Raw genomic sequence first — 18,221 nt, forward strand, 5'->3', positions numbered from 1 at the left:
GGAGTATTCATGGTTGACACCATCACTATGTGGATCGAAACCGTCATGTCCACAGAGTGGATCTACCCGCTGGTGGGCGTACTGATCTTTGGTGACTGCTTCTTCCCCGTGCTGCCTTCTGAAATCCCGCTCAATATGGCCGGCGCCTGGTCCGGCTCCCAGGGCTTTCCGCACCTGCCCACCATGTTTTTCGTGGCGCTCATTGCCGCCATGATGGGCGATAATCTCTGTTTCCTGCTGGGCACGCGCTTCATGCCCCTGCTCCAGCGCGTACCTAAGGGATCGAAGGCCTACGAGGGGCTCAAGTGGGTCAAGCGCAATATGCGTCGCGGCGGCGGTGCGGCCATTATTATTGCCCGCTTCATTCCTTCAGCGCGCCTGTTTATGACCATCCTGTTGGGGTCGATGCGCTTCCCGTGGCTCGTCTTTGTCTTCTTCGACACCATCGGCGTCGCGCTCTGGGCGGCCGAGGCGCTCGCCATTGGCTACCTGGGCGGCATGGCCTTTTCCAATTCGCCGGTGCTGGCCGTGGTGGTCAGCATCATCGCCGCCGTCATCATCGGCGTGGGCCTGCAGAAACTGCAGAATAAGTTCACCGAGTGGTGGGATACCCGGCGCGGCTACGCCGAAACGCCGTAGCGGGAAGACCTGAGCGAGGCAACCGGCCGCCTAAACTACGGACACGGACTGGGCCTGCTCGCCCTTCGGGCCGGAGCCTACCTCGAAGGTGACCTGCTGGTTTTCTTCTAGGGTGCGAAAGCCGCTGCCCTGGATCTCGGAGTAGTGGACGAAGATATCGCCTTCGCCGTCCGCGCGTTCGATGAAGCCGTAGCCCTTTTCAGAGTTAAACCACTTAACGGTTCCTTGTGCCATGGTGTGCAGTCCTTTTCTTGATTAGCGGTGCGGCGATTCCGCGCCGAGGGGTTCGGTAAATGCGTCCTTTAGCAGTACCTTAAAGTGTAAACACCGCACCAAGACATCATTGGCCTCATATCAGTGTGACACGTTCCACGCCAAAGCGATAGGCCTAACCCACGAGGGGGTAAAAATGGCTCACCCGGAAACGGATAATCCCCTGGGAGAAGAGCTGCTCGAGTTCATCCAGCGCCGCCTCGATGAGGCCACTCTCACATTTCACACCACCCTGCCGCCGCAGCGTGCGCAGTATGCCGAGTGGCCCGAATGGGTGCTGCCGGAGTTGAAGGAGAAGCTGGTCGAAGGGGGCGTCGGCAAGCTGTATAGCCACCAAGCGGAGCTGGCGCAGGCGGCCTGGGCCGGCGAGGATGCGGTGATTTCTACCGGTACGTCCTCGGGTAAGTCCCTGGGCTACCAGCTGCCCATTTTGAGCCGGCTGGCGCAGGAGCCGACCGCCTGCGCGCTGTATCTCACCCCCACCAAGGCGCTGGGATCTGACCAGCTGCAGGCGGTGCTCGAGCTGTGCCGGGGCATTCCGGCGCTCAAGGGCGTGGTGCCCTCGCCTTATGACGGCGATACGCCGCAGGAATCCCGCGCGGGCGTGCGCGATCATTCGCGGTTCATTTTCTCCAACCCGGATATGGTGCATATGTCGCTGCTGGCGGCGCACGCGCGGTGGGCGCGGCTGCTGCGGCACCTGGAGTTCATCGTCATTGATGAATGCCATTCCTACCGAGGCGTTTTTGGCGCGAACGTGGCGCTGGTGCTGCGGCGCCTGCTGCGCCTGTGCGCGCACTATGGCTCGCGGCCGACGGTAATTTATGCCTCGGCCACTATGAAGGACCCGGGCCGGCATGCGCAGCGCCTTACCGGCCGGCCCGCCCGCGCGATTACGGAGGACACCGCGCCCACCGGCGCGCGCACCGTGGCGCTATGGGAGCCGGGCTTTATCGAGGGCGCCGAGGGCGAGCACGGGGCGCCGGTGCGCCGCGCCGCCACCACCGAGGCGGCCGAGATGATGGCCTCCTTCATCGCCGAGGGCGCGCGCACCATGACCTTTGTGCGTTCGCGCCGCTCGGCCGAGGTAGTAGCCATGCGCGCGGCCGAGGTGCTCTCCGGTAGCCTCGGCCGGCCCGATTTTGCCCAGCGCATCGCCGCCTACCGCGCCGGTTACCTGGCCGAGGACCGCCGCAAGTTGGAGCGCGCGCTTGACGACGCCTCCTTGCTCGGCGTCGCCACCACCTCCGCCCTCGAGCTGGGTATCGACGTCGGTGGGCTCGATGCTGTGGTCACGGCCGGTTTCCCGGGGACCGTCGCAAGCTTTTGGCAGCAGGCCGGGCGTGCGGGCCGCCGCGGGCAGGGCTCGCTCGTAGTGCTCATCGCCCGCGATGAGCCGATGGATACCTACCTGGTCCACCACCCCGAGGCCCTGCTGGGTCGGCCGGTGGAGGCCAGCGTCTTCAATCCGGCCAATCCGTATATCCTCTTCGGCCACGTCTATTGCGCCGCAGTGGAAAAGCCGCTGGATGATGCCACGATTGCCGCCTGGGGCGCCCAAGACGTGGTCCACCAGCTGGCCGAGTCTGGCCTGCTGCGCCGCCGCGAGCGCGGCTGGTTCGCCGTGCCCATCCCTGCCCATTCACCGGAGGAACTCTCGCCCGAAACGGCGCATACCGCGGTTTCGCTGCGCGGCGGGGCGGGCGAGGAAGTCATGATCATGGATTCTTCGGACGGCCGCCTGCTCGGCACCATCGACGCCGCCCGCGCTACTAGTCAGGTCCATCCCGGCGCGGTGTACCTGCACCAGGGCGAAAGTTTTGTCATCGAGGGGCTCATCCTCAGCGATTACCTGGCACTGGCTCGGCCCGAGGCCCCGGACTATTCCACGACTCCGCGCTCCACCACGGATATCCGCATCCTGCGCGAGGCCGATAACCTGGTCAATTACTCCCCGGGGCTGTGGGTGGCGGACGTGGAAGTGGAGGTCACCGACCGCGTCACCGGCTACCAGGTGCGGCTTGCCGACGGCACCATTGGCGATGACATCCCCCTCGATCTCCCCGAACAGCGCCTGGTCACCCGGGCGGTGGCCTACACCATCGATCCGGTGGCGCTTTCCGCCATGGGTGTGACGGCCTCCGATACTCCTGGCACGCTGCACGCGGCCGAGCACGCCGCCATTGGCCTATTACCGCTTATCGCCACCTGCGACCGCTGGGACATTGGCGGCGTCTCCACCGCGTTGCACCCCGATACGCAGCTGCCCACCGTCTTTGTCTACGACGGCCACCCCGGCGGCGCCGGTTTTGCTGAGGAGGGCTTTCGCCGCTTCCCCGAATGGATCGAGGCTACCTTCGAGGCGGTGCGCTCTTGTCCGTGCGAAGCCGGGTGCCCGTCGTGCGTCCAGTCGCCCAAGTGCGGAAACGGAAACAATCCGCTGAGCAAGGACGGCGCCATCAAGCTACTGGGTGCGCTGGTCACCATGACGCAGGGCTAGCCTCAACTTAAGCGGTTTTGCCTTTTTCTTCATTTACTCGCTGCGCCCGCGCGTGTTCATAGTCCGCGCTGCGCTGCAACAGCTCCTCACGCCGATGAGGGAACCGCTCCAAAATTATGCGCTGAATTTCCGCCGCTGCACGTGCGCGAGTGCGCCGCACTTCCGGATCCGGCTCATAAAAAGGCGAGCCTTGCGGATGTCTCATGGAGCATCGCCTCTTTCTTTTTTCGGGGCAGATTTGTCGAGCTCACCCTCTTTAAACTCTTGGGCAAAATCCCACAGTGTGTTGATAAAAGGGGAATCTCCTTCAACGTCCGATAATAATCCCAGAATTGTGGGGAGAAAATACCATCCAGTAATTTTTTCGGCTCTTTCCGCCGAGTCAGTCTTATCGATACACCACTGCACAATTCCCCACCATCTATCTTGTTCCCGCCTATGATCCGATTTGATTTCTTCGCGTACCTTTCGGCGATATTCCCGCCAAGCAATGAAGCCTGCTACGGCTGCCACTGCGGTGGGGATAAGGCGCACTACTGCTTCCTGCCAGCTCATACCGGCCCCGCCTTCGCTTGAGTGGACCGGCCACGGACCGCAGCGGTGACGATGACGTCGCGGCCGGATTCGGTGCAGGTTTCTAAGGTGGCGTCGTTAAGCTCGGCGGTATCGCGCGCGGCGGTACAAGCATCTTCACCCGTAGCGAGGGCCCAGGCACCGGCAACCGCCGCGAGGTCGGCCGCCACTTGGGCCTCGTGGCGCGCGGCCACGCGCGAGCCCACTGCCGCCACGATAAGCAGCAGGCTCACTATGGCGACGATGATACCGGCCGCGGCAATGGTGGCATAGCCTTCCTCGCCGCAGCGCCTCGGCCTACTCATTTCCGCCCACCTCGGCCGGAAATACCGCCTCGGAGCGCATGGTGCCGACGGGGGCATCGACGCTTACCGACGCCCTCACCAACCCACCGCTTTCTTCCACGCTGACCTGGGCATCCTCGCGCGGGGGATGGTATTCGACGCCGATGGCGTGCGAACGCGCGGCCGCGCCCGCCATGTCCACCGCGGCGATATAGGATGCCAGCGTGGCAATGGCACCCACGATTCCCGCCGCGACCAAGACCAGGGAGCTTAAAGCCAAGGCGGCCTCGATGGTCACGGAGCCATCGTCATCAAATACCCTGTGCATCATTCCTCCTTTCTGCCGGCAGGCTGGGCCCGCCGGCCGCGGTTAAAGAGCGGCGCTAGCTCGGGGTATTCGAGAGGGCGTCGGTAATGATGCCCTCGATGGCATCGACCACCCCGCCGCCGTTGATGACCATGTAGAGCACCCCGGCAAGCGCGGCGGCCGCCAAAGATCCCATGGCATATTCGATGGTGCTCATCCCCTCGTCATTGCGGATGAGCTGGGAATACTTATTTAGTGCGTGCATGATTAGTGTCCTTTCATGTGAGGTTTAGAGAAGTTGCGCGCCCAAACTGATGACTACGGGCGCAAGGCCTAGAACGATGAATGCTGGCAGGAAGCACACCGCCAGCGGGAGGGCGATAAATACTCCTGCGCGCTCCGCCTGCGCCGTGGCGTGGGCGGATGCTTCCGCGCGCAAAGAAGTACAGATTCGATGGCACCCGGCCGCGATGGTGGCGCCGGATTGGCCCGACATGATGACAAGCTGCGCTAAGTCCTCCAGCCCCGCATGGCCCTTCATGTGGCCCCACGCGGAGTGCGCGGGAACGCCCACGCCGAGCAGCGCGGCGACGGTCTCCCACAGTTCCTTAGTCTGGGCATCCGCGGTGCGGGCCACCGCGGTGGTGGCGCCATGTACGGAAAGCCCTGCGGCCAGGCACGCTGCGAAGAGCTCGACGTCGCCAGCTACTGCCAGTGGATCCAGCGGTGCGGCGGGCTTGAGCTTGCTTATCAGTCCCCCGCGTGCGGTCGGGCCATCGCGCGGGGTCTTGGCGGTGGTCTCGGTTGCGCTGGCAGGTGCCAAACGGGCGGTGTGCGACGGCAGGCCGACAAAGGCGGCGAGGGCGATAAAGATGAGCGGGGTCATGCGGCCGCCTTCCGGATAATGACGCGCGACCAGGCGAATCCGCCACAGGCCAGCGCCACACCCACCACGAGGAGAATGCCGCCTAATCCGCCGCCTAAAAGGAAGCCGAGGGAGTTGGCACCCATGGCCCCGCCCATGGCGATGCCGGCTATGGGCAGGCATGCGAGCACCGTGGCGGTGGCTTGGGGGCCTTGCAGGCTAGCGGCGGTGGATTGCTGGTGGCGTCGGGAAGCGTCGAGGCGGCTTTGGGCTTGGTCGAGCAAGCTGGCCACCGCTATGCCGTGGTAGGTGGATAGCTCTAATAAGTGACCTAAGCGGTGAAGCTCTGTCAGAGCCTTGCCGCCCTGCGCTTCTATCAGCGCCATGTGCGGCGGCGCACCGCGCGTGGCGAGGGCGGCCGTGGATTCCAGGGCGACGGATACCTCGCGCGGGGTGGTGGCTGGCATGGACTCCACGCCGCGGGCGAGCGCCCCAGCCAAGGTCGCCCCTGCACGCAGGTCCGCGGTGACCACGCCCAGGTAGGCGGCCAGCCCCTCGCGGCCGCGCCGCTCTGCCCGCGCGGCCACTAGGTCTTTGACGTACCAGGACACGCACCACGCGATAATGGCGGCGGCGATGGCGATGCTGATGCGTCCCACCGAGTAGAAGACCAGGCTGCCGCAAAAGACTGCGCCTAGGATAACCACGGAGCTGGTCTGTGCCCGGCGCGTGGCTGAGGCCAAGCGGCCGGCACTCGAGGGCGCGGGTATAAGCAGCGCAGCGGCAAGGAAGAGGTAGCTAAGCATGGCTGGCCTCCCCGGCAGGCTCTCCCAGCAGCTGCGCGGAGAATTCCGCGAAGCCGTCTGCCGGGCCATCTTCGGCGCTCCAGATGATGCGCGGGGTCACTGGGATTCCCTCGAGCACACCGATATGGGCGAGGCGGCGGCCCTGCGGGGTGCGCTCCATGGTCAGCACCATGTGCACAGCCGCCGCCAATTGCGAATGCAGCGCCGCGCGGTCCACGCCGCCGAGGGCGGCGAGCGCCTCCATGCGGGCTGGTACTTCAAAGAGGGAATTGGCGTGCAGCGTGCCGGCGCCGCCGTCGTGGCCGGTGTTGAGCGCGGCGAGGAGGTCCACCACCTCGCGGCCGCGGATCTCGCCCACCACGATGCGGTCCGGCCGCATGCGCAGCGCTTGGCGCAGCAGTTGTGACATCGTGACCTCGCCACTTCCCTCCGCGTTGGCCCGGCGCGAGACCACGCTGACGCAGTGCGGGTGGTGCGGGGAGAGCTCGGCGGTGTCCTCGATAACGAGGATGCGTTCGCGCTCGGAGACGGTTCCCAAAAGCGCGGAGAGCAGGGTGGTTTTGCCGGAACCGGTGCCGCCGATGACGAGGAAGGAAATCCGCTTGTCCACCACGGCGCGCAGCAGTGCCGCGATGTCGTCAGGCAGCGTGCCATTGTCTACCAGCTGGGGCAGGGTGGTCTGCGCTTGGCGCAATACGCGCAGGCTCAGGCAAGTCCCGGCAACCGCGGGCGGGCTCAGCAGTGCGTGGACGCGCAATACGACACCATCGGGGCGAGTGACGCGGCCATCGGCAAAGGGCTGCGCATCATCGAGGCGCGTGCCTGAAGCTGCCGCAAGCCGGCTGGCCAGCTGGCGGACCTCGGCATCATCGCGGAAGGTGATATCGGTGCGCTCAAGGCCTTCGCCGCGGTCCATGAATACCGCGTGTGGCCCGTTGACTACGACGTCTGTAACGCCCTCGCGCCCCAGCACCGCATCGAGCGGGCCCATGCCGGTGGCGTCTTGGCGCAGGCGGCGCAGCAGGTCGAGCACTGCAACGTCACTAATCACGCCGGCTTCTGCGCGAATGCGCCGGGCCAGAGCTGCCGCATCATGCACCAATTCGGGCTCGGCGGCAATGATGCGCTGCATCTTTTCCAGCGTTTCTTGTGCTGCTTTATGCTCGCTCATACGCCGACCTCCTCGAGGACCGCGCGGGCGGCCTTGCGCAAGGGTGCGGGGAGGCGCTGCGGCAGGCCGCCGATTTCCACCGCGCGGGTGAGGCCCCGGAGCGTCGGCAATTCTGCCAGCACCGTGCTGTGGACGATGCGTTCTACTTCGGCCGCGCTTAACGACGCCCACTGGCGTTGCCGCAGCACCACCACGCACCTGCGCCGCGCGGCATCGAGACGCACCAGAAGTTGCGCGGCCGACGCGGCCGATCGCACCTCCGCGGCCACCACGATGACCACGTGGGTACAGGCATCCGGGATGGTCTCCGGGGTGCAATCCACCACGCATACCCCTTCGCCCGCATGGGCCGCCCCTACCACCCGGGCAAGCAGGTCCTTGTCCAAGCGGAAGGGATCCGCGACGGTGCTGCGCGCGGCTGAGAGCACCGCTACCCCATCGGGCGTGGAAGGCAGCGCGCGGTAGAGATCGGCGGCATCGATGCTGCCATCGCCCACGGTAAGCTCCGGCCAGCGCGCCCCCGGTTCCGCTTCTACGCCGAGCAGGAGGTCGAGGCCGCCGGAGTATGGGTGGGCGTCGATAAGCAATGCGCGACCGTCGGCTGCGCACTGGGTGCGGGCCAGCGCGGCCGCGAAGGTAGAAGCACCCACCCCACCGCTCGCGCCCACCACTGCGATGGTCGCACTGCCCGGCCGCGCTTCCTGCGGCGCGCCCGCCGCGGCAATGCTCGCCAGCAACTCCTTCACCTGGGCGGGGATGATAAAGGCGCTCTCCGCGTGGCAGGCGAGCGCCGCCTCGTAATCAATCGGTCCGGGGTCCGCGGCCAGGAAAAGCACCGGCGCAGGCGCGGTGTGGGTGCGCCGCGCTGCTGCCACCACGCGGGCCATAAGGGAATCAACCAGCACCGCATAGGCGCCGGGCAGGCTGCGAGGGATATCGCGGGGATCGGTTACGGTCAGCACATCGTGGCTGGTCGCAGCCGCGGCGTGAACGGCCTCGGCGCGCAGCGCTTCGTCACCAATGGCGACAACGATGACGGCGGAATCAGGGTGTAATGCGTTCATGCCTCATAGCCTGAAGCAGTCGCGCAACCGCAGCGAGGCTCTGGCAGCAGCGTTGTGGATAACCCGCCAGACGTCACCATGTGGACCTAGTTTGGTTGTCGTTTCAACCAAAAATCTGTGGATAACCCGCTCCGCACGGCGGTAGATATAGGTGACGGCCCGCGCATCGGGGGGTGTGCGCGCGGGCCGTCAGTAACCCGGCCTCGGGGGGGTGAGCCGGGGCAGGCCGCACAGTATATCGGGGCCTTGCACGCATTATTATGACATGTTCGCCACCCAATCACAACAGCTAACAGCAGATTTCCACGGTCACGGCGCTGACCTGCACCGAATGCATGTTCACTCAGCGCCACCCCCACGCGGGTTCCCAATCCCACATTAGTGACATACAAATCACCGTTAACGCCAGCCACTTCTACACCAGCAAGCGCTGAGGGCGGCTACACTCGGCAGCACATCATGCCTACTTCCCGCGAGCCCCGTCATCCCCGCCCCGCCAGCGCAACCCGCACCGGCGGCGACCCCGCACGCACCGCGGCGTTTTTCGATCTCGATAAGACCATCATCGCCACCTCCTCGGCCTATGCGTTTGGTCGCGAGTTCCTCCACAACGGGCTCATCTCGCCGGCCGAAGCGCTGCAGCTCTCACTTGCTAAGGCCAGCTATATGTTCTCCGGGCTGACCAGCGAAGGCATGGATTCCACTCGCGACCAGCTCACTGCACTGGTCACTGGGTGGTCCGTGGACGAGGTGCGCGCCATCGCCCGCGACACCATGCATCACGTGGTCACACCCTCCATTTATGCCGAGGCCCGCGAACTCATCCGCGCCCACCGCGCCGCTGGCCACCACGTGGTCATCGTCTCTGCCTCCGCGGCCCTGCTGGTGGACATCATCGCAAAGGAACTCGGCGTCGAGCACGTCATCGCCACCGAATTGGCAGAGGAAAACGGCCGCTTTACCGGGGAGGTGCTCTTTTACTGCAAGGGCCCCAATAAGGCAGAGGCACTGGAGCGGACCGCAGCGGCAGAAAACCTCGACCTTAATGCCAGCTATGCCTACTCGGATTCCGCTACCGATATCCCGATGCTGGAAAAGGTAGGCCACCCCGTCGCCGTCAACCCGGACAAGCAGCTAAAGCGCCACGCCCTCGCCCACGAATGGGAGATCCGCTCCTTTAAGGACCCAGAGCCGCTCCTGCCTGCGCCGACCGCCAAAGAAATTGGAATCGGCGCCTCCGTTCTGGCAGGTACCGCGGCAGTTATCGGCGCTGGCCTGTGGCTCGCCCAGCACCCGGGCCGCCCCGGCCCGCCCAAGCGGGGCCCACGGCGCGCCTCCTAGGCCGCGCGGGCAATCGCGTCGGCTTCTTTGCCGCCGGCGGTCCAGGCGGCGAGGTGGGTTAAGAGGGCGTCGGCAAGCGCGGTGCGGTAATTGCCCACCGCGGCGGCATACTCGGCGCGGTGACGGGTGTAGTAGACCTCGGGCACGGCGAAACCGCGCGGGTCAAAGCCCGTATGCACCGCGGCGAGGCGGGAGGCAACGCGGGCGACGAGGCCACTGCGAGGGCCGAAGAACTCGCCGGCGGCAATCTCGGCATGGACCACGCTCGGCAGCAAGAGATCGAAGGCAGGGCCGCCACCCTGCGCGATGAGCCGGCCCAGCCCTTGCAAGCGCGCACTCTCGCCGGCCGGAATGCCGGTACCGCCGGCCGCGACGTCAATGCGCGCCAGTACCTGCAGCGGTGCCCTAGCAAAGGAGCGCACCGTGGCTTCTAAGAGTTCCGGGGCGGCCACGGAATAGGCGCTGACTGCGCTGGCCAGCGGCCCTTCTTCCATATCTTCTGGTCCCGGATGTGGGGGGATGGCGTGGCCGTCCAGCGCCACGCTGGCACGGGCGCCGCGCATAAGGGACTCCGCAGAGATAACCTCAAACTTGCGCAATCCTGCAGGTCGGCGGTGTGCACGAGCAATGGCAGCGGCGGCCTTTTCTGCACTTTCTTTCACCCCCGGCAGGCGAAACAGCGGGGATAACGCGTCATTTTCTGACATATCCATTAGGATAGCCGTGGAAGTCCCTAAGTATGCGTGGCACCATGGGATAATAGTGATTCCATTATTATTGGGGACATTACAAGGTTTAGATAAACGCGAGGAGAATTAATCGTGAGCAACGACGGACTTTTTACCGACGGTACTGATCAATTTGCACCGAAGGTGAACTCGATCCCTTTGAGTGACGTGGATACGTCCTCGTCCGAGACCTCGGTAGGCCAGCTGGTCTCCAACGCCACCGAGCAGATGTCCCAGCTCGTACGCTCCGAGGTGGAGCTAGCCAAGACCGAGCTGGCAGAGTCTGCTAAGAAGGGCGGCATCGGTGCAGGCCTCTTCGGCGGCGCAGGCACCATCGCACTGTATAGCTCCTTCTTCTTTTTCTTCTTCCTGGCTGAGCTCCTCGCCATCTGGCTGGACCGCTGGGCAGCGTTCCTGATCGTCTTCCTGATCATGATCGTCCTCGCCGGCATCCTGGCCTTCATTGGCCTGAAGAATGTCAAGCAGGTCAAGGCCCCGCAGAAGACCATTGATTCCACCAAGGAGCTCAAGAACCTGGTTCCGGGCAAGGCGCAGAAGTCCCTGGACCGTAAGAACACCCACGGCCTCTACACCTAAACCGGCAGGCGCCACGCGTACGTGCACCCCTCTATCCGCCCTAGCTAGCCTGGGGCGGATTTTGTGTACTTCCTCCCCTTTTCTCTACCGTTTCTGCCCCAACTATAGAAAGGCGGCACCATGGCCTTCGCACCCCTGCCTCCCTCAACGGTGGAGCTGGATGGACCTTATGCGCATGAGTTCGTCCACACCCGCGGCATCCGCTTGCACGTAGCCACGGCGGGCGATAGCACGCAGCCCCTAGTGGTGCTTATCCACGGCGCTTTTGGCGGGTGGTTCGATTATCAGGACGTCATAGCGCCGCTTGCCCAACGCGGCTTCCACGTCGCGGCCGTGGATATGCGAGGTTTTGGCATGTCCGATAAGCCACCCATTGATCCGGGACAGGATATCCGTACCTTGGTGGGCGATATTAGCGGGCTGATCCAAGCCTTGGGCCACGACGACGCCTTTGTAGTAGGCGCCGATACCGGCGGCGCGGTGGCTTGGTGCCTGGCTGCTGAGCGCCCTGAGCGGGTGCGCGGCCTGGCCTCCATTTCCGCCGCCCACCCGGTAGATCTGCGCCGCGCGATTGCCGCCCGGCCGTGGGATTTTGGCTGGATTAACCTGCGCTCGCTGCTGTGCCGCCTGCCGCGCGTTACCCGCGCCCAAAACCTGCTGCTTAGCCCCCGCGCCTATCGCAAGGAGCTGGAGCTGGATACGGGGCCTTTGCTTGCCGACGCCGCCCTAGACCGCATCCTCGATCTCCGCCTGCGCGCCTCCCGCATCGGCAGCGTCCGCCGTGGAATCTTGTGGAACCACCGCATGCGCACCGCCGTGGTCCCCTTGACCTGGGTGGAACTGGCAGTAGAGCGTCCCGTTCTCTTCATCCACGCCCAACAGCGACTGTGGAACCCTGTGGTCCGCCGCGCCGCCTCGCGCGCCCGCCGCGGATTCACCGCCACGACCGTCCCCGGCGCGAAGAACCTTCCTCACCTGGAAGCACCGGCGGATTTCGTTTCCATGCTGGCGGCCTGGCTACAAGAACATAACTAGTGCGCCACGCACTCCCCGGTATCAACCGGGTGGGTAAGCTGCGTGATGTCTCCGATTTGGGCGTTGACCTCATCGGCGGTTAAGGCATAGCCCGTCTCGGAATCATCCACCGAGGCGCCGAAGACCACGCCGAGGACCTCGCCGGCCGTGTTGACCAGCGGCCCGCCGGAATTTCCTTGTTGGATCTTGCCGCGCACGGTGTAGGAATCGCGTTCCACGCGACCATGCGAGTAGATATCCGGGCCGGAAATGGTGATGCGATCGCGCACGCGCGCCATCTCGGCGTCGAAAGGCCCGGAGTGCGGGAAGCCCATGACCATGGCATCATCGCCCGTCTGGGCCGGGGCCTGGGCCCAGGGCAGTGGATCGATGCCCAGGTCGCGCGAGTGCAGCACCGCCACATCCACATCCGGGTTGTAGTAGACCACGGTCGCGTCCTTGAGGCCCACCTTGGTATCCAAGCGCACGGTCTGCGTGCCGGCCACGACGTGAGCATTGGTGATCACGTAGTCATCGGCCGCCACGAAGCCGGAACCCATGAGGCGGCGGGAGCACTCTTCGGCGTCGCCAAGCACGTGAATGATAGACGGCCGCATGCGCCGCACCATCTCCGGATCCTGCACGTCTGGGTCCGGCTCTTCTACTTCCTCGGTGCTAATCGAGTTTTGCCACGGCGAGACCAGCGGCGGCAGGCCGGACTCGTTGAGCATCGCCGCCACCCCATTGGGCAGCGACGCTACCTGCGCCGGTGCGGCCGAGTTGAGGTTGCCCAAGATGCGGGAATCGCGCAGGCCCTGGCCGGCCGCACCGCCTAAATTAGTGGCCACGGGGATAGAAATCAGCCATATAACCACCAAGGCGGCAAAGGCTTGAAAAACCGCACCCACGGCAGAATCGAGGCGCTGCGTCTTGCGCGCTTTCATGCGATCGCGCACGCTGCCGCCCAACGAGGACCCGATAAGCTGCCCGATGCCCACAAAAAGCACCAGGATTCCCACCAATAGCAGCAAGCGCAGCGAGGGCTGCTCCACCAAGCGCAGGGCGGCTGGGGCCACGGCAATGCCTAGCACTACCCCAGCGCCCACACCTATGGAGGCCAATACCGCCGCGAGGGCGCCATTGCGCCACCCGCTCAGGAGCGCTATGAGGACGGCGACCACAATCAGGCCGTCAACGAAGAGCGCAGGAGTCATGGCTATGGGTTCTTTCTATCTGGGGTTTAAGACGTATACGTACCGCGGCACCAGCGGTTAGGACATCTTCTCATTATTGCGGGAGTTTGTGAGGGAGTCACGCAGGTCCATGACTGAATTGTTATCCCATGGCACGCTCCATCCGGAATGCTGCAAAAGCGCCGAGAGCACGCCGGCGGTAAAGCCCCAAATGACGTAGCCATTGGCGTGAAATGCTGGTCCCTGCCATTTTCTAAAGCCCACCATGAAGCGGTTGCGCGGATCGACTAACTCCCGGATCGGTACGAGAAATACATCATCGGTCTCATCGGGGCTGGCGGGATAGACCTCCCCCGGCTGGGTCCAATGCGCCAAAATCGGGCTCACCGGATTGCCGGTGGCGCGAATATGCAGCTGCTCCCACTGCTCCAGCGGGGTTACGGAGTTGCGCTGCAGGTCCGTTTCCTCCCAGGCTTCCCGCAGCGCGGTATCCACCAGGGAAGTATCCGCGGGATCCCGGCGGCCGCCGGGAAAGGCAATCTGGCCCGAGTGCGAGCGCATGGACGGCGAGCGATGCGTGAGCAAGATGCTGGCCTCCTCCGCGCTCTCACCGCTCAGCAGCATGAGCACGGCCGCTTCCCGCTTGACCGGCACCTGCACATTGGTGCCATTGAGGGACGAAGCCTGGCGGTTGCCAATGAGCTCTTGCACTTGGCTGGGGTCTACCCCCAGCGCCGGCTTGAGCCATTCTGGCGTGCGCTCGGGAAGGAGTTGACTCATGCCGCAATCGCCTCCTCCACGGCCTTTTCAATCTCCGCTGCGGAGCTAAACGGCTGCGCAAATTGCTTGCGCACCTCGCCGTCCTTGAGCACCACGGTCACCGGCACCACGCCCGGCAGGCCCAGCTCACCGGCGAACTTATTATCCGAATCTTGGAAGCTCGGCAGCTCCACGCCCAGGTCATTCAAGAAGGCTGCACCACTTCCCGCGTTCTTATCCGCGTGCACGCCTACGACCTGCCAGTCCGGGTGCGCTTCCGCCACATCCTGCAGATAGGGAAGCTCCGCGCGGCACGGCTCGCACCACCACGCCCACACGTTAACCACGGATACGCCCTCATCGGCCGGCTTTCCGGCGGCCGCACCGCCTAGGCACTCCAGCTCTACCCCAGCCACAGTGCCGGCCGGGCAGTCTGGGCGCTGCGGGACTTCTTGCGGGGAAGCCTCGCTTGGCGACGCCTCCTCGGATCCGTCCCCACCCCGCAACTGCGAGACCCCAGCTACCGCAATGACGGTGATGAGGATCGCGGCAATCACCGTGCCAAGGACGTAGTTCTTCATACCGTTAGCCTAGCGCCCACGAGCGGCTGGACACATATCCCGCAGAACACATGCTTCGCACTCCGGCGTGCGCGCATGGCAGACCTGACGCCCGTGGAAGATGACGCGGTGCGAAAACATCGTCCACTCTTCCTCCGACACGAGCTTAGCGATGTCCCGCTCAATCTTGACCGGGGTCTTCTCCCCCGTCAGCCCGAGCCGCTGCATGAGGCGGCTAAAGTGCGTATCCACGGTCAGCCCAGGAATCCCGAAGGCATTTCCGAGCACCACCAGTGCGGTCTTGCGACCAACACCGGGCAAGCTGGTCAGTTCCTTGACCGTGCGCGGGACCTCGCCTTGAAAATCTGCCACCAGCTTCTCCCCGATGCCCAAAAGGTGACCCGCCTTGGCGCGCTGAAAGCCCAACGGCCGCAGGATGCTCTCCAAGTCCGAACGCTGCGCAGCCGCATAATCTGCCGCCTCGGGGTAGCGGGCAAAGAGTTCAGGGGTCACCGAATTCACGCGTTCATCCGTGCATTGTGCGGAAAGAACGGTGGCAATGAGCAGCTGCAGCGGGGAGTCATAATCCAAGGCACACCGTGCATCCGGATACTCCTGCGCCAAACGCCGATTTACTTCCGGTGCGCGTAGCTCCGGCGCGCTGGCCGCTGACAGTGCTGAATTCATGGGGTTTAGCTTAGTAGACTAGGAAAACATGATTTCACTCGTGATTCTGGTACCACTTGCCATCGCCCTTTTCGCCCTCCTTATGGAAAAGCTCGAGGCAGTCGTTTTTGCTGACTAGGCCGCAAAACTGCTGGCCTGAACCGTGCACTAGCACGAGTAGAGTTTCTATAGTGTGACAAAATTTCTGTGAAGTACCAAAAGTGACCAATTACACTGTAAGATGAAACGCGTTACACAGTGACCCCGCTTGTTCCGCATTGTCGAGTGCATGAAAGACCGCACCCAGATGTGGCACAGGCTCATCTATGGACTTTCGTAGTCGACATCCAAGGAGTAAAACGTGGAAGGCGTACAGGACATCCTCTCCCGCGCCGGAATCTTCCAAGGCGTTGATCCCGTTGCAGTGCAGCACCTTATCGAGCAGATGGAGACCGTGCGCTACCCGCGCGGAACCACCATCTTCGACGAAGGCGAGCCCGGTGACCGCTTGTACATCATCACCTCGGGCAAGATTAAGCTCGCCCGCCACGCCCCGGATGGCCGCGAAAACCTGCTGACGGTCATGGGCCCATCCGATATGTTTGGCGAGCTGTCCATCTTCGATCCGGGCCCGCGCACCTCCTCCGCCGTGTGTGTGACCGAGGTTCAGGCCGCCACCATGAACTCCGAGCTGCTCAAGAAGTGGGTTGGTGACCACCCCGAAATCGCTCAGCAGCTGCTGCGCGTGCTGGCACGCCGCCTGCGCCGCACCAACGCCAACTTGGCTGACCTCATCTTCACCGACGTTCCGGGCCGCGTGGCAAAGACCTTGCTGCAGCTGGCTAACCGTTTCGGTGTTCAGGAAGGCAGCGCCCTGCGCGTGAACCACGACCTCACCCAGGAAGAGATTGCCCAGCTGGTGGGCGCTTCCCGTGAGACCGTCAACAAGGCGCTGGCCACCTTCGCGCACCGCGGTTGGATCCGCCTCGAAGGCAAGTCCGTGCTCATCGTCGATACCGAGCACCTCGCCCGCCGCGCTCGCTAAGACCGCGCCAGTTCGCTACCCCGCTCCGGCGGGGTTTCGCTGGTTTTACCCCCTTTTAACCAGTTCCGCACCGCACTTGTGGCCACGGTACGCTCCACTCCGCACCGCCTGCGGGCCCCACCGCGGCCATACGTCGGCCCTGCGCTCCTCCTGCCTCAGCCCACAAACACAGTTAAGCCCCTCTCCCCACCAAAGAGGAAGAGGGGCGAACGGAGACAGGCTTATTTAGCCTCGCCGTCCAAGTACTTCAGCGCGGTGCGCGTGGACTGCTCCGCAGCGTGGCGCAGCACCGGGTCCACGTCGTCATACATCTCGTTGACCAGGGTATTCAAATCCACATCATCGCCTAGGCGGGAGCGGATCTCCTTAATCTGGTCAAGGCGGTAGTGGCGGCGGTCAATGTACTTGCGGGCCACCTGCGAGGTGTCATCCAAGTCCGGACCGTGTCCTGGGAACAGCGCAATATCCTTGCCGCGCTCTTCCAAGGTGTCGAGGGTCTGCAGGTAATCAGCCAAGTTACCGTCCGTCTCCGAAAGCAGAACGGTGTGGCGGCCGGCGATGGTGTCACCGGAGATAATGCCTTCGAGGCGGGAATTTCCTACCTCACCGCTCCACACAAAAAAGCAGGTGGAATCCGCGGTATGGCCTGGGGTGTGCACGACCTCGAGACTTGGGGTGATGCCATCGAGGGAGATGTGCTCGCCGTCCTGAAGGGCCTCGGCACCATTGCAGTAGCTCGGATCGAAGGCGCGGATGGGGGCGCCGGTCATCTGCCGCAAGCGTTGTGCGCCCGAAGCGTGGTCATCGTGGCGGTGGGTAATCAAAATCAAAGCCACCTCACCTGCGTTGCGGTGCACAACGTTGAGATGGCCTTCATCCTCGGGACCGGGATCCACGACAATCGCCCGAGAGTCTTCGGCGGCGCGAATAATCCAGGTATTCGTGCCCTCAAGGGCGGTGTAGCTGGGGTTATCACAAAGGACTACGCCAACGGATTGGCTGACGGGACGCAATTGACTATATGCGGGGTGCTCCATAGTTACTAGCCTATCCGATCAAGCAGCAATTTCTACGATTAGTTCGATCTCTACCGGGGCGTTTTTAGGCAACGCGGCTACGCCCACGGCAGAGCGAGCATGCGTTCCAGCATCCCCAAAGACCTCACCGATGAAATCGGAGGCGCCATTGATAACTACCGGTTGGTCGGCATAGGCCGGATCGGAGGCCACAAACCCCACGATTTTTACCACGCGGGAGACATTGTCCAGACCAACTTCGGCATCGATAGCAGCGAGCGCATTGAGCGCCGCGATGCGTGCCTGTTCCTGGGCCTGTTCCGTGGTGACTTCGGCGCCAACCTTGCCGGTTAGCGGCAAGGCGCCCTCCACGAGGGGAAGCTGGCCAGAAGTCCAGACCTGATCACCCACGCGTACGGCCGGCACATAGGACGCTAGCGGCTTGGCGACGCCCGGTAGCTCATACCCCAGCTCCCGCAAGCGAGCATGAAAGCCCATTTACTCTGCCACCTCGCGCTTGAAGTAGGCCACGACGTTTTCCGGGTTAGGACCCGGGGTGACGGTGACCAGTTCCCAGCCATCTTCACCCCAAGAATCGAGGATCTGCTTGGTGGCGTGGGTAAGGACAGGTGCGGTTGCGTATTCCCATTTAGTCATGGGGCCCATTCTAACTATTAAATACGCCCCACGCCGTCTAAATTGAACTGCTCCCCATTAGTTGGACTGAGAAATCAGTTGCCAACAACTAGTGGGGAGCATTTTCTTTGAGAGCACGTAGTTCGCTGAGTGAAGTTCAGCGTGAGCAGTTAGTGGAGCTTTT

The 18,221-nt window shown here is 63.7% G+C and carries 24 protein-coding genes; 6 read left to right on the forward strand and 18 right to left on the reverse strand.

The genetic code is table 11. The features are described 5' to 3' along the window. The first annotated feature begins 9 nt into the window (after positions 1 to 9). Positions 10 to 639, forward strand: coding sequence for a DedA family protein (locus MHY13_RS08790; protein WP_005327150.1), 630 nt, complete (start codon positions 10 to 12; stop codon positions 637 to 639). Between the two features lie 30 nt (positions 640 to 669). Here MHY13_RS08790 and MHY13_RS08795 read toward each other — a convergent pair whose 3' ends face one another. After that, a complete protein-coding gene (locus MHY13_RS08795) occupies positions 670 to 873 on the reverse strand; it encodes a cold-shock protein (RefSeq protein WP_204610420.1) in 204 nt (67 codons plus the stop codon). A 175-nt stretch (positions 874 to 1,048) separates the two neighbouring features. Between MHY13_RS08795 and MHY13_RS08800 the strand changes: the two genes are divergently transcribed. Next, a complete protein-coding gene (locus tag MHY13_RS08800; RefSeq protein WP_239282892.1) occupies positions 1,049 to 3,412 on the forward strand; it encodes a DEAD/DEAH box helicase in 2,364 nt (787 codons plus the stop codon). A 7-nt stretch (positions 3,413 to 3,419) separates the two neighbouring features. On the opposite strand, the gene MHY13_RS08805 is transcribed toward MHY13_RS08800, so the two are convergent. From MHY13_RS08805 to ssd, 9 genes are read right to left on the reverse strand one after another with little or no spacing between them, the layout of a single operon-like run. Continuing rightward, a complete protein-coding gene (locus MHY13_RS08805) occupies positions 3,420 to 3,617 on the reverse strand; it encodes a hypothetical protein (protein WP_239282893.1) in 198 nt (65 codons plus the stop codon). Next, positions 3,614 to 3,967 carry a hypothetical protein gene (locus tag MHY13_RS08810; protein ID WP_239230240.1) on the reverse strand — a complete coding sequence of 118 codons (354 nt, stop codon included), beginning with the start codon at positions 3,965 to 3,967 and terminating at the stop codon, positions 3,614 to 3,616. The genes MHY13_RS08805 and MHY13_RS08810 overlap by 4 nt, the downstream gene beginning before the upstream one ends. Further along, positions 3,964 to 4,290 (reverse strand): Rv3654c family TadE-like protein, encoded by a 327-nt coding sequence (locus tag MHY13_RS08815; RefSeq protein WP_005323100.1) that lies wholly within the window; start codon positions 4,288 to 4,290, stop codon positions 3,964 to 3,966. The genes MHY13_RS08810 and MHY13_RS08815 overlap by 4 nt, the downstream gene beginning before the upstream one ends. Continuing rightward, positions 4,283 to 4,597: a hypothetical protein gene (locus tag MHY13_RS08820; RefSeq protein WP_005323101.1), complete on the reverse strand. Its 315-nt coding sequence runs from the start codon at positions 4,595 to 4,597 to the stop codon at positions 4,283 to 4,285. Before MHY13_RS08820 ends, MHY13_RS08815 begins: the two co-directional genes overlap by 8 nt. Positions 4,598 to 4,652: 55 nt before the next feature. Beyond that, the gene (locus tag MHY13_RS08825; protein WP_005327144.1) at positions 4,653 to 4,841 is read right to left on the reverse strand and encodes a DUF4244 domain-containing protein; all 189 of its coding nucleotides are present in this window, start codon (positions 4,839 to 4,841) and stop codon (positions 4,653 to 4,655) included. 24 nt (positions 4,842 to 4,865) lie between these two features. After that, entirely contained in the window at positions 4,866 to 5,462 is a 597-nt protein-coding gene (locus tag MHY13_RS08830) for a type II secretion system F family protein (RefSeq protein ID WP_239282894.1), read from the reverse strand. Beyond that, positions 5,459 to 6,247 (reverse strand): type II secretion protein F, encoded by a 789-nt coding sequence (locus MHY13_RS08835; RefSeq protein WP_239282895.1) that lies wholly within the window; start codon positions 6,245 to 6,247, stop codon positions 5,459 to 5,461. The genes MHY13_RS08830 and MHY13_RS08835 overlap by 4 nt, the downstream gene beginning before the upstream one ends. After that, positions 6,240 to 7,418 (reverse strand): TadA family conjugal transfer-associated ATPase, encoded by a 1,179-nt coding sequence (locus MHY13_RS08840; RefSeq protein WP_239282896.1) that lies wholly within the window; start codon positions 7,416 to 7,418, stop codon positions 6,240 to 6,242. Before MHY13_RS08840 ends, MHY13_RS08835 begins: the two co-directional genes overlap by 8 nt. Next, positions 7,415 to 8,482, reverse strand: coding sequence for a septum site-determining protein Ssd (gene ssd / locus MHY13_RS08845; RefSeq protein ID WP_239282897.1), 1,068 nt, complete (start codon positions 8,480 to 8,482; stop codon positions 7,415 to 7,417). Before ssd ends, MHY13_RS08840 begins: the two co-directional genes overlap by 4 nt. Positions 8,483 to 8,941: 459 nt before the next feature. Between ssd and MHY13_RS08850 the strand changes: the two genes are divergently transcribed. After that, the gene (locus tag MHY13_RS08850) at positions 8,942 to 9,823 is read left to right on the forward strand and encodes an HAD family phosphatase (protein ID WP_239282898.1); all 882 of its coding nucleotides are present in this window, start codon (positions 8,942 to 8,944) and stop codon (positions 9,821 to 9,823) included. Here MHY13_RS08850 and MHY13_RS08855 read toward each other — a convergent pair. Continuing rightward, entirely contained in the window at positions 9,820 to 10,536 is a 717-nt protein-coding gene (locus MHY13_RS08855; protein WP_204610428.1) for an oxidoreductase, read from the reverse strand. The genes MHY13_RS08850 and MHY13_RS08855 overlap by 4 nt on opposite strands. Before the next feature lie 108 nt (positions 10,537 to 10,644). Here MHY13_RS08855 and MHY13_RS08860 point away from each other — a divergent pair, with 108 nt between their 5' ends. Together MHY13_RS08860 and MHY13_RS08865 are read left to right on the forward strand one after the other, a co-directional pair. Continuing rightward, positions 10,645 to 11,148 (forward strand): phage holin family protein, encoded by a 504-nt coding sequence (locus MHY13_RS08860; RefSeq protein ID WP_239282899.1) that lies wholly within the window; start codon positions 10,645 to 10,647, stop codon positions 11,146 to 11,148. Positions 11,149 to 11,268: 120 nt separating this feature from the next. Next, entirely contained in the window at positions 11,269 to 12,183 is a 915-nt protein-coding gene (locus MHY13_RS08865) for an alpha/beta fold hydrolase (protein WP_239193751.1), read from the forward strand. Here MHY13_RS08865 and MHY13_RS08870 read toward each other — a convergent pair. The 4 genes from MHY13_RS08870 to nth are packed head-to-tail and all read right to left on the reverse strand — an operon-like array spanning position 12,180 to position 15,361. Next, the gene (locus MHY13_RS08870; RefSeq protein ID WP_239193749.1) at positions 12,180 to 13,376 is read right to left on the reverse strand and encodes a MarP family serine protease; all 1,197 of its coding nucleotides are present in this window, start codon (positions 13,374 to 13,376) and stop codon (positions 12,180 to 12,182) included. The genes MHY13_RS08865 and MHY13_RS08870 overlap by 4 nt on opposite strands. Before the next feature lie 57 nt (positions 13,377 to 13,433). Continuing rightward, on the reverse strand, positions 13,434 to 14,135 hold the full coding sequence (locus MHY13_RS08875) for a CoA pyrophosphatase (RefSeq protein ID WP_239193747.1): 702 nt from the start codon (positions 14,133 to 14,135) through the stop codon (positions 13,434 to 13,436). Then, positions 14,132 to 14,695, reverse strand: a complete 564-nt coding sequence (locus MHY13_RS08880; RefSeq protein WP_239236318.1) for a TlpA disulfide reductase family protein — start codon at positions 14,693 to 14,695, stop codon at positions 14,132 to 14,134. Before MHY13_RS08880 ends, MHY13_RS08875 begins: the two co-directional genes overlap by 4 nt. Positions 14,696 to 14,704: 9 nt before the next feature. After that, the gene (gene nth / locus MHY13_RS08885) at positions 14,705 to 15,361 is read right to left on the reverse strand and encodes an endonuclease III (RefSeq protein ID WP_239230271.1); all 657 of its coding nucleotides are present in this window, start codon (positions 15,359 to 15,361) and stop codon (positions 14,705 to 14,707) included. Between the two features lie 340 nt (positions 15,362 to 15,701). On the opposite strand from nth, the gene glxR reads away from it, so the two are divergent. Continuing rightward, positions 15,702 to 16,385: a CRP-like cAMP-activated global transcriptional regulator GlxR gene (gene glxR / locus MHY13_RS08890; protein ID WP_005323128.1), complete on the forward strand. Its 684-nt coding sequence runs from the start codon at positions 15,702 to 15,704 to the stop codon at positions 16,383 to 16,385. 221 nt (positions 16,386 to 16,606) lie between these two features. Here the strand turns inward: glxR and MHY13_RS08895 are convergent, their stop codons facing one another. Genes MHY13_RS08895 through MHY13_RS08905 form a run of 3 tightly spaced genes read right to left on the reverse strand, consistent with a single transcriptional unit; the run spans position 16,607 to position 18,058 of the window. Continuing rightward, on the reverse strand, positions 16,607 to 17,422 hold the full coding sequence (locus tag MHY13_RS08895) for an MBL fold metallo-hydrolase (protein WP_204610435.1): 816 nt from the start codon (positions 17,420 to 17,422) through the stop codon (positions 16,607 to 16,609). 18 nt (positions 17,423 to 17,440) lie between these two features. After that, a complete protein-coding gene (locus tag MHY13_RS08900; protein WP_204610437.1) occupies positions 17,441 to 17,899 on the reverse strand; it encodes a RidA family protein in 459 nt (152 codons plus the stop codon). Next, the gene (locus MHY13_RS08905) at positions 17,900 to 18,058 is read right to left on the reverse strand and encodes a DUF4177 domain-containing protein (protein WP_005323131.1); all 159 of its coding nucleotides are present in this window, start codon (positions 18,056 to 18,058) and stop codon (positions 17,900 to 17,902) included. Positions 18,059 to 18,221: the final 163 nt, after the last annotated feature.

It is taken from the genome of Corynebacterium sp. ACRPE, assembly GCF_022347435.1.
GTDB lineage: Bacteria > Actinomycetota > Actinomycetes > Mycobacteriales > Mycobacteriaceae > Corynebacterium > Corynebacterium tuberculostearicum_D.

Excerpts from the sequence above, each read along its gene's own strand:
- MHY13_RS08805 (WP_239282893.1), bottom strand. The coding sequence starts at position 3,617 with ATGAGACATCCGCAAGGCTCGCCTTTTTATGAGCCGGATCCGGAAGTG.
- MHY13_RS08795 (WP_204610420.1), bottom strand. The coding sequence starts at position 873 with ATGGCACAAGGAACCGTTAAGTGGTTTAACTCTGAAAAGGGCTACGGC.
- MHY13_RS08810 (WP_239230240.1), bottom strand. The coding sequence starts at position 3,967 with ATGAGCTGGCAGGAAGCAGTAGTGCGCCTTATCCCCACCGCAGTGGCA.
- MHY13_RS08790 (WP_005327150.1), top strand. The coding sequence starts at position 10 with ATGGTTGACACCATCACTATGTGGATCGAAACCGTCATGTCCACAGAG.
- MHY13_RS08865 (WP_239193751.1), top strand. The coding sequence starts at position 11,269 with ATGGCCTTCGCACCCCTGCCTCCCTCAACGGTGGAGCTGGATGGACCT.
- MHY13_RS08835 (WP_239282895.1), bottom strand. The coding sequence starts at position 6,247 with ATGCTTAGCTACCTCTTCCTTGCCGCTGCGCTGCTTATACCCGCGCCC.
- MHY13_RS08900 (WP_204610437.1), bottom strand. The coding sequence starts at position 17,899 with ATGGGCTTTCATGCTCGCTTGCGGGAGCTGGGGTATGAGCTACCGGGC.
- nth (WP_239230271.1), bottom strand. The coding sequence starts at position 15,361 with ATGAATTCAGCACTGTCAGCGGCCAGCGCGCCGGAGCTACGCGCACCG.
- MHY13_RS08830 (WP_239282894.1), bottom strand. The coding sequence starts at position 5,462 with ATGACCCCGCTCATCTTTATCGCCCTCGCCGCCTTTGTCGGCCTGCCG.
- MHY13_RS08815 (WP_005323100.1), bottom strand. The coding sequence starts at position 4,290 with ATGAGTAGGCCGAGGCGCTGCGGCGAGGAAGGCTATGCCACCATTGCC.
- MHY13_RS08825 (WP_005327144.1), bottom strand. The coding sequence starts at position 4,841 with ATGCACGCACTAAATAAGTATTCCCAGCTCATCCGCAATGACGAGGGG.
- ssd (WP_239282897.1), bottom strand. The coding sequence starts at position 8,482 with ATGAACGCATTACACCCTGATTCCGCCGTCATCGTTGTCGCCATTGGT.
- MHY13_RS08880 (WP_239236318.1), bottom strand. The coding sequence starts at position 14,695 with ATGAAGAACTACGTCCTTGGCACGGTGATTGCCGCGATCCTCATCACC.
- MHY13_RS08800 (WP_239282892.1), top strand. The coding sequence starts at position 1,049 with ATGGCTCACCCGGAAACGGATAATCCCCTGGGAGAAGAGCTGCTCGAG.
- MHY13_RS08895 (WP_204610435.1), bottom strand. The coding sequence starts at position 17,422 with ATGGAGCACCCCGCATATAGTCAATTGCGTCCCGTCAGCCAATCCGTT.
- MHY13_RS08850 (WP_239282898.1), top strand. The coding sequence starts at position 8,942 with ATGCCTACTTCCCGCGAGCCCCGTCATCCCCGCCCCGCCAGCGCAACC.
- MHY13_RS08870 (WP_239193749.1), bottom strand. The coding sequence starts at position 13,376 with ATGACTCCTGCGCTCTTCGTTGACGGCCTGATTGTGGTCGCCGTCCTC.
- MHY13_RS08840 (WP_239282896.1), bottom strand. The coding sequence starts at position 7,418 with ATGAGCGAGCATAAAGCAGCACAAGAAACGCTGGAAAAGATGCAGCGC.
- MHY13_RS08855 (WP_204610428.1), bottom strand. The coding sequence starts at position 10,536 with ATGGATATGTCAGAAAATGACGCGTTATCCCCGCTGTTTCGCCTGCCG.
- MHY13_RS08875 (WP_239193747.1), bottom strand. The coding sequence starts at position 14,135 with ATGAGTCAACTCCTTCCCGAGCGCACGCCAGAATGGCTCAAGCCGGCG.
- MHY13_RS08820 (WP_005323101.1), bottom strand. The coding sequence starts at position 4,597 with ATGCACAGGGTATTTGATGACGATGGCTCCGTGACCATCGAGGCCGCC.
- MHY13_RS08905 (WP_005323131.1), bottom strand. The coding sequence starts at position 18,058 with ATGACTAAATGGGAATACGCAACCGCACCTGTCCTTACCCACGCCACC.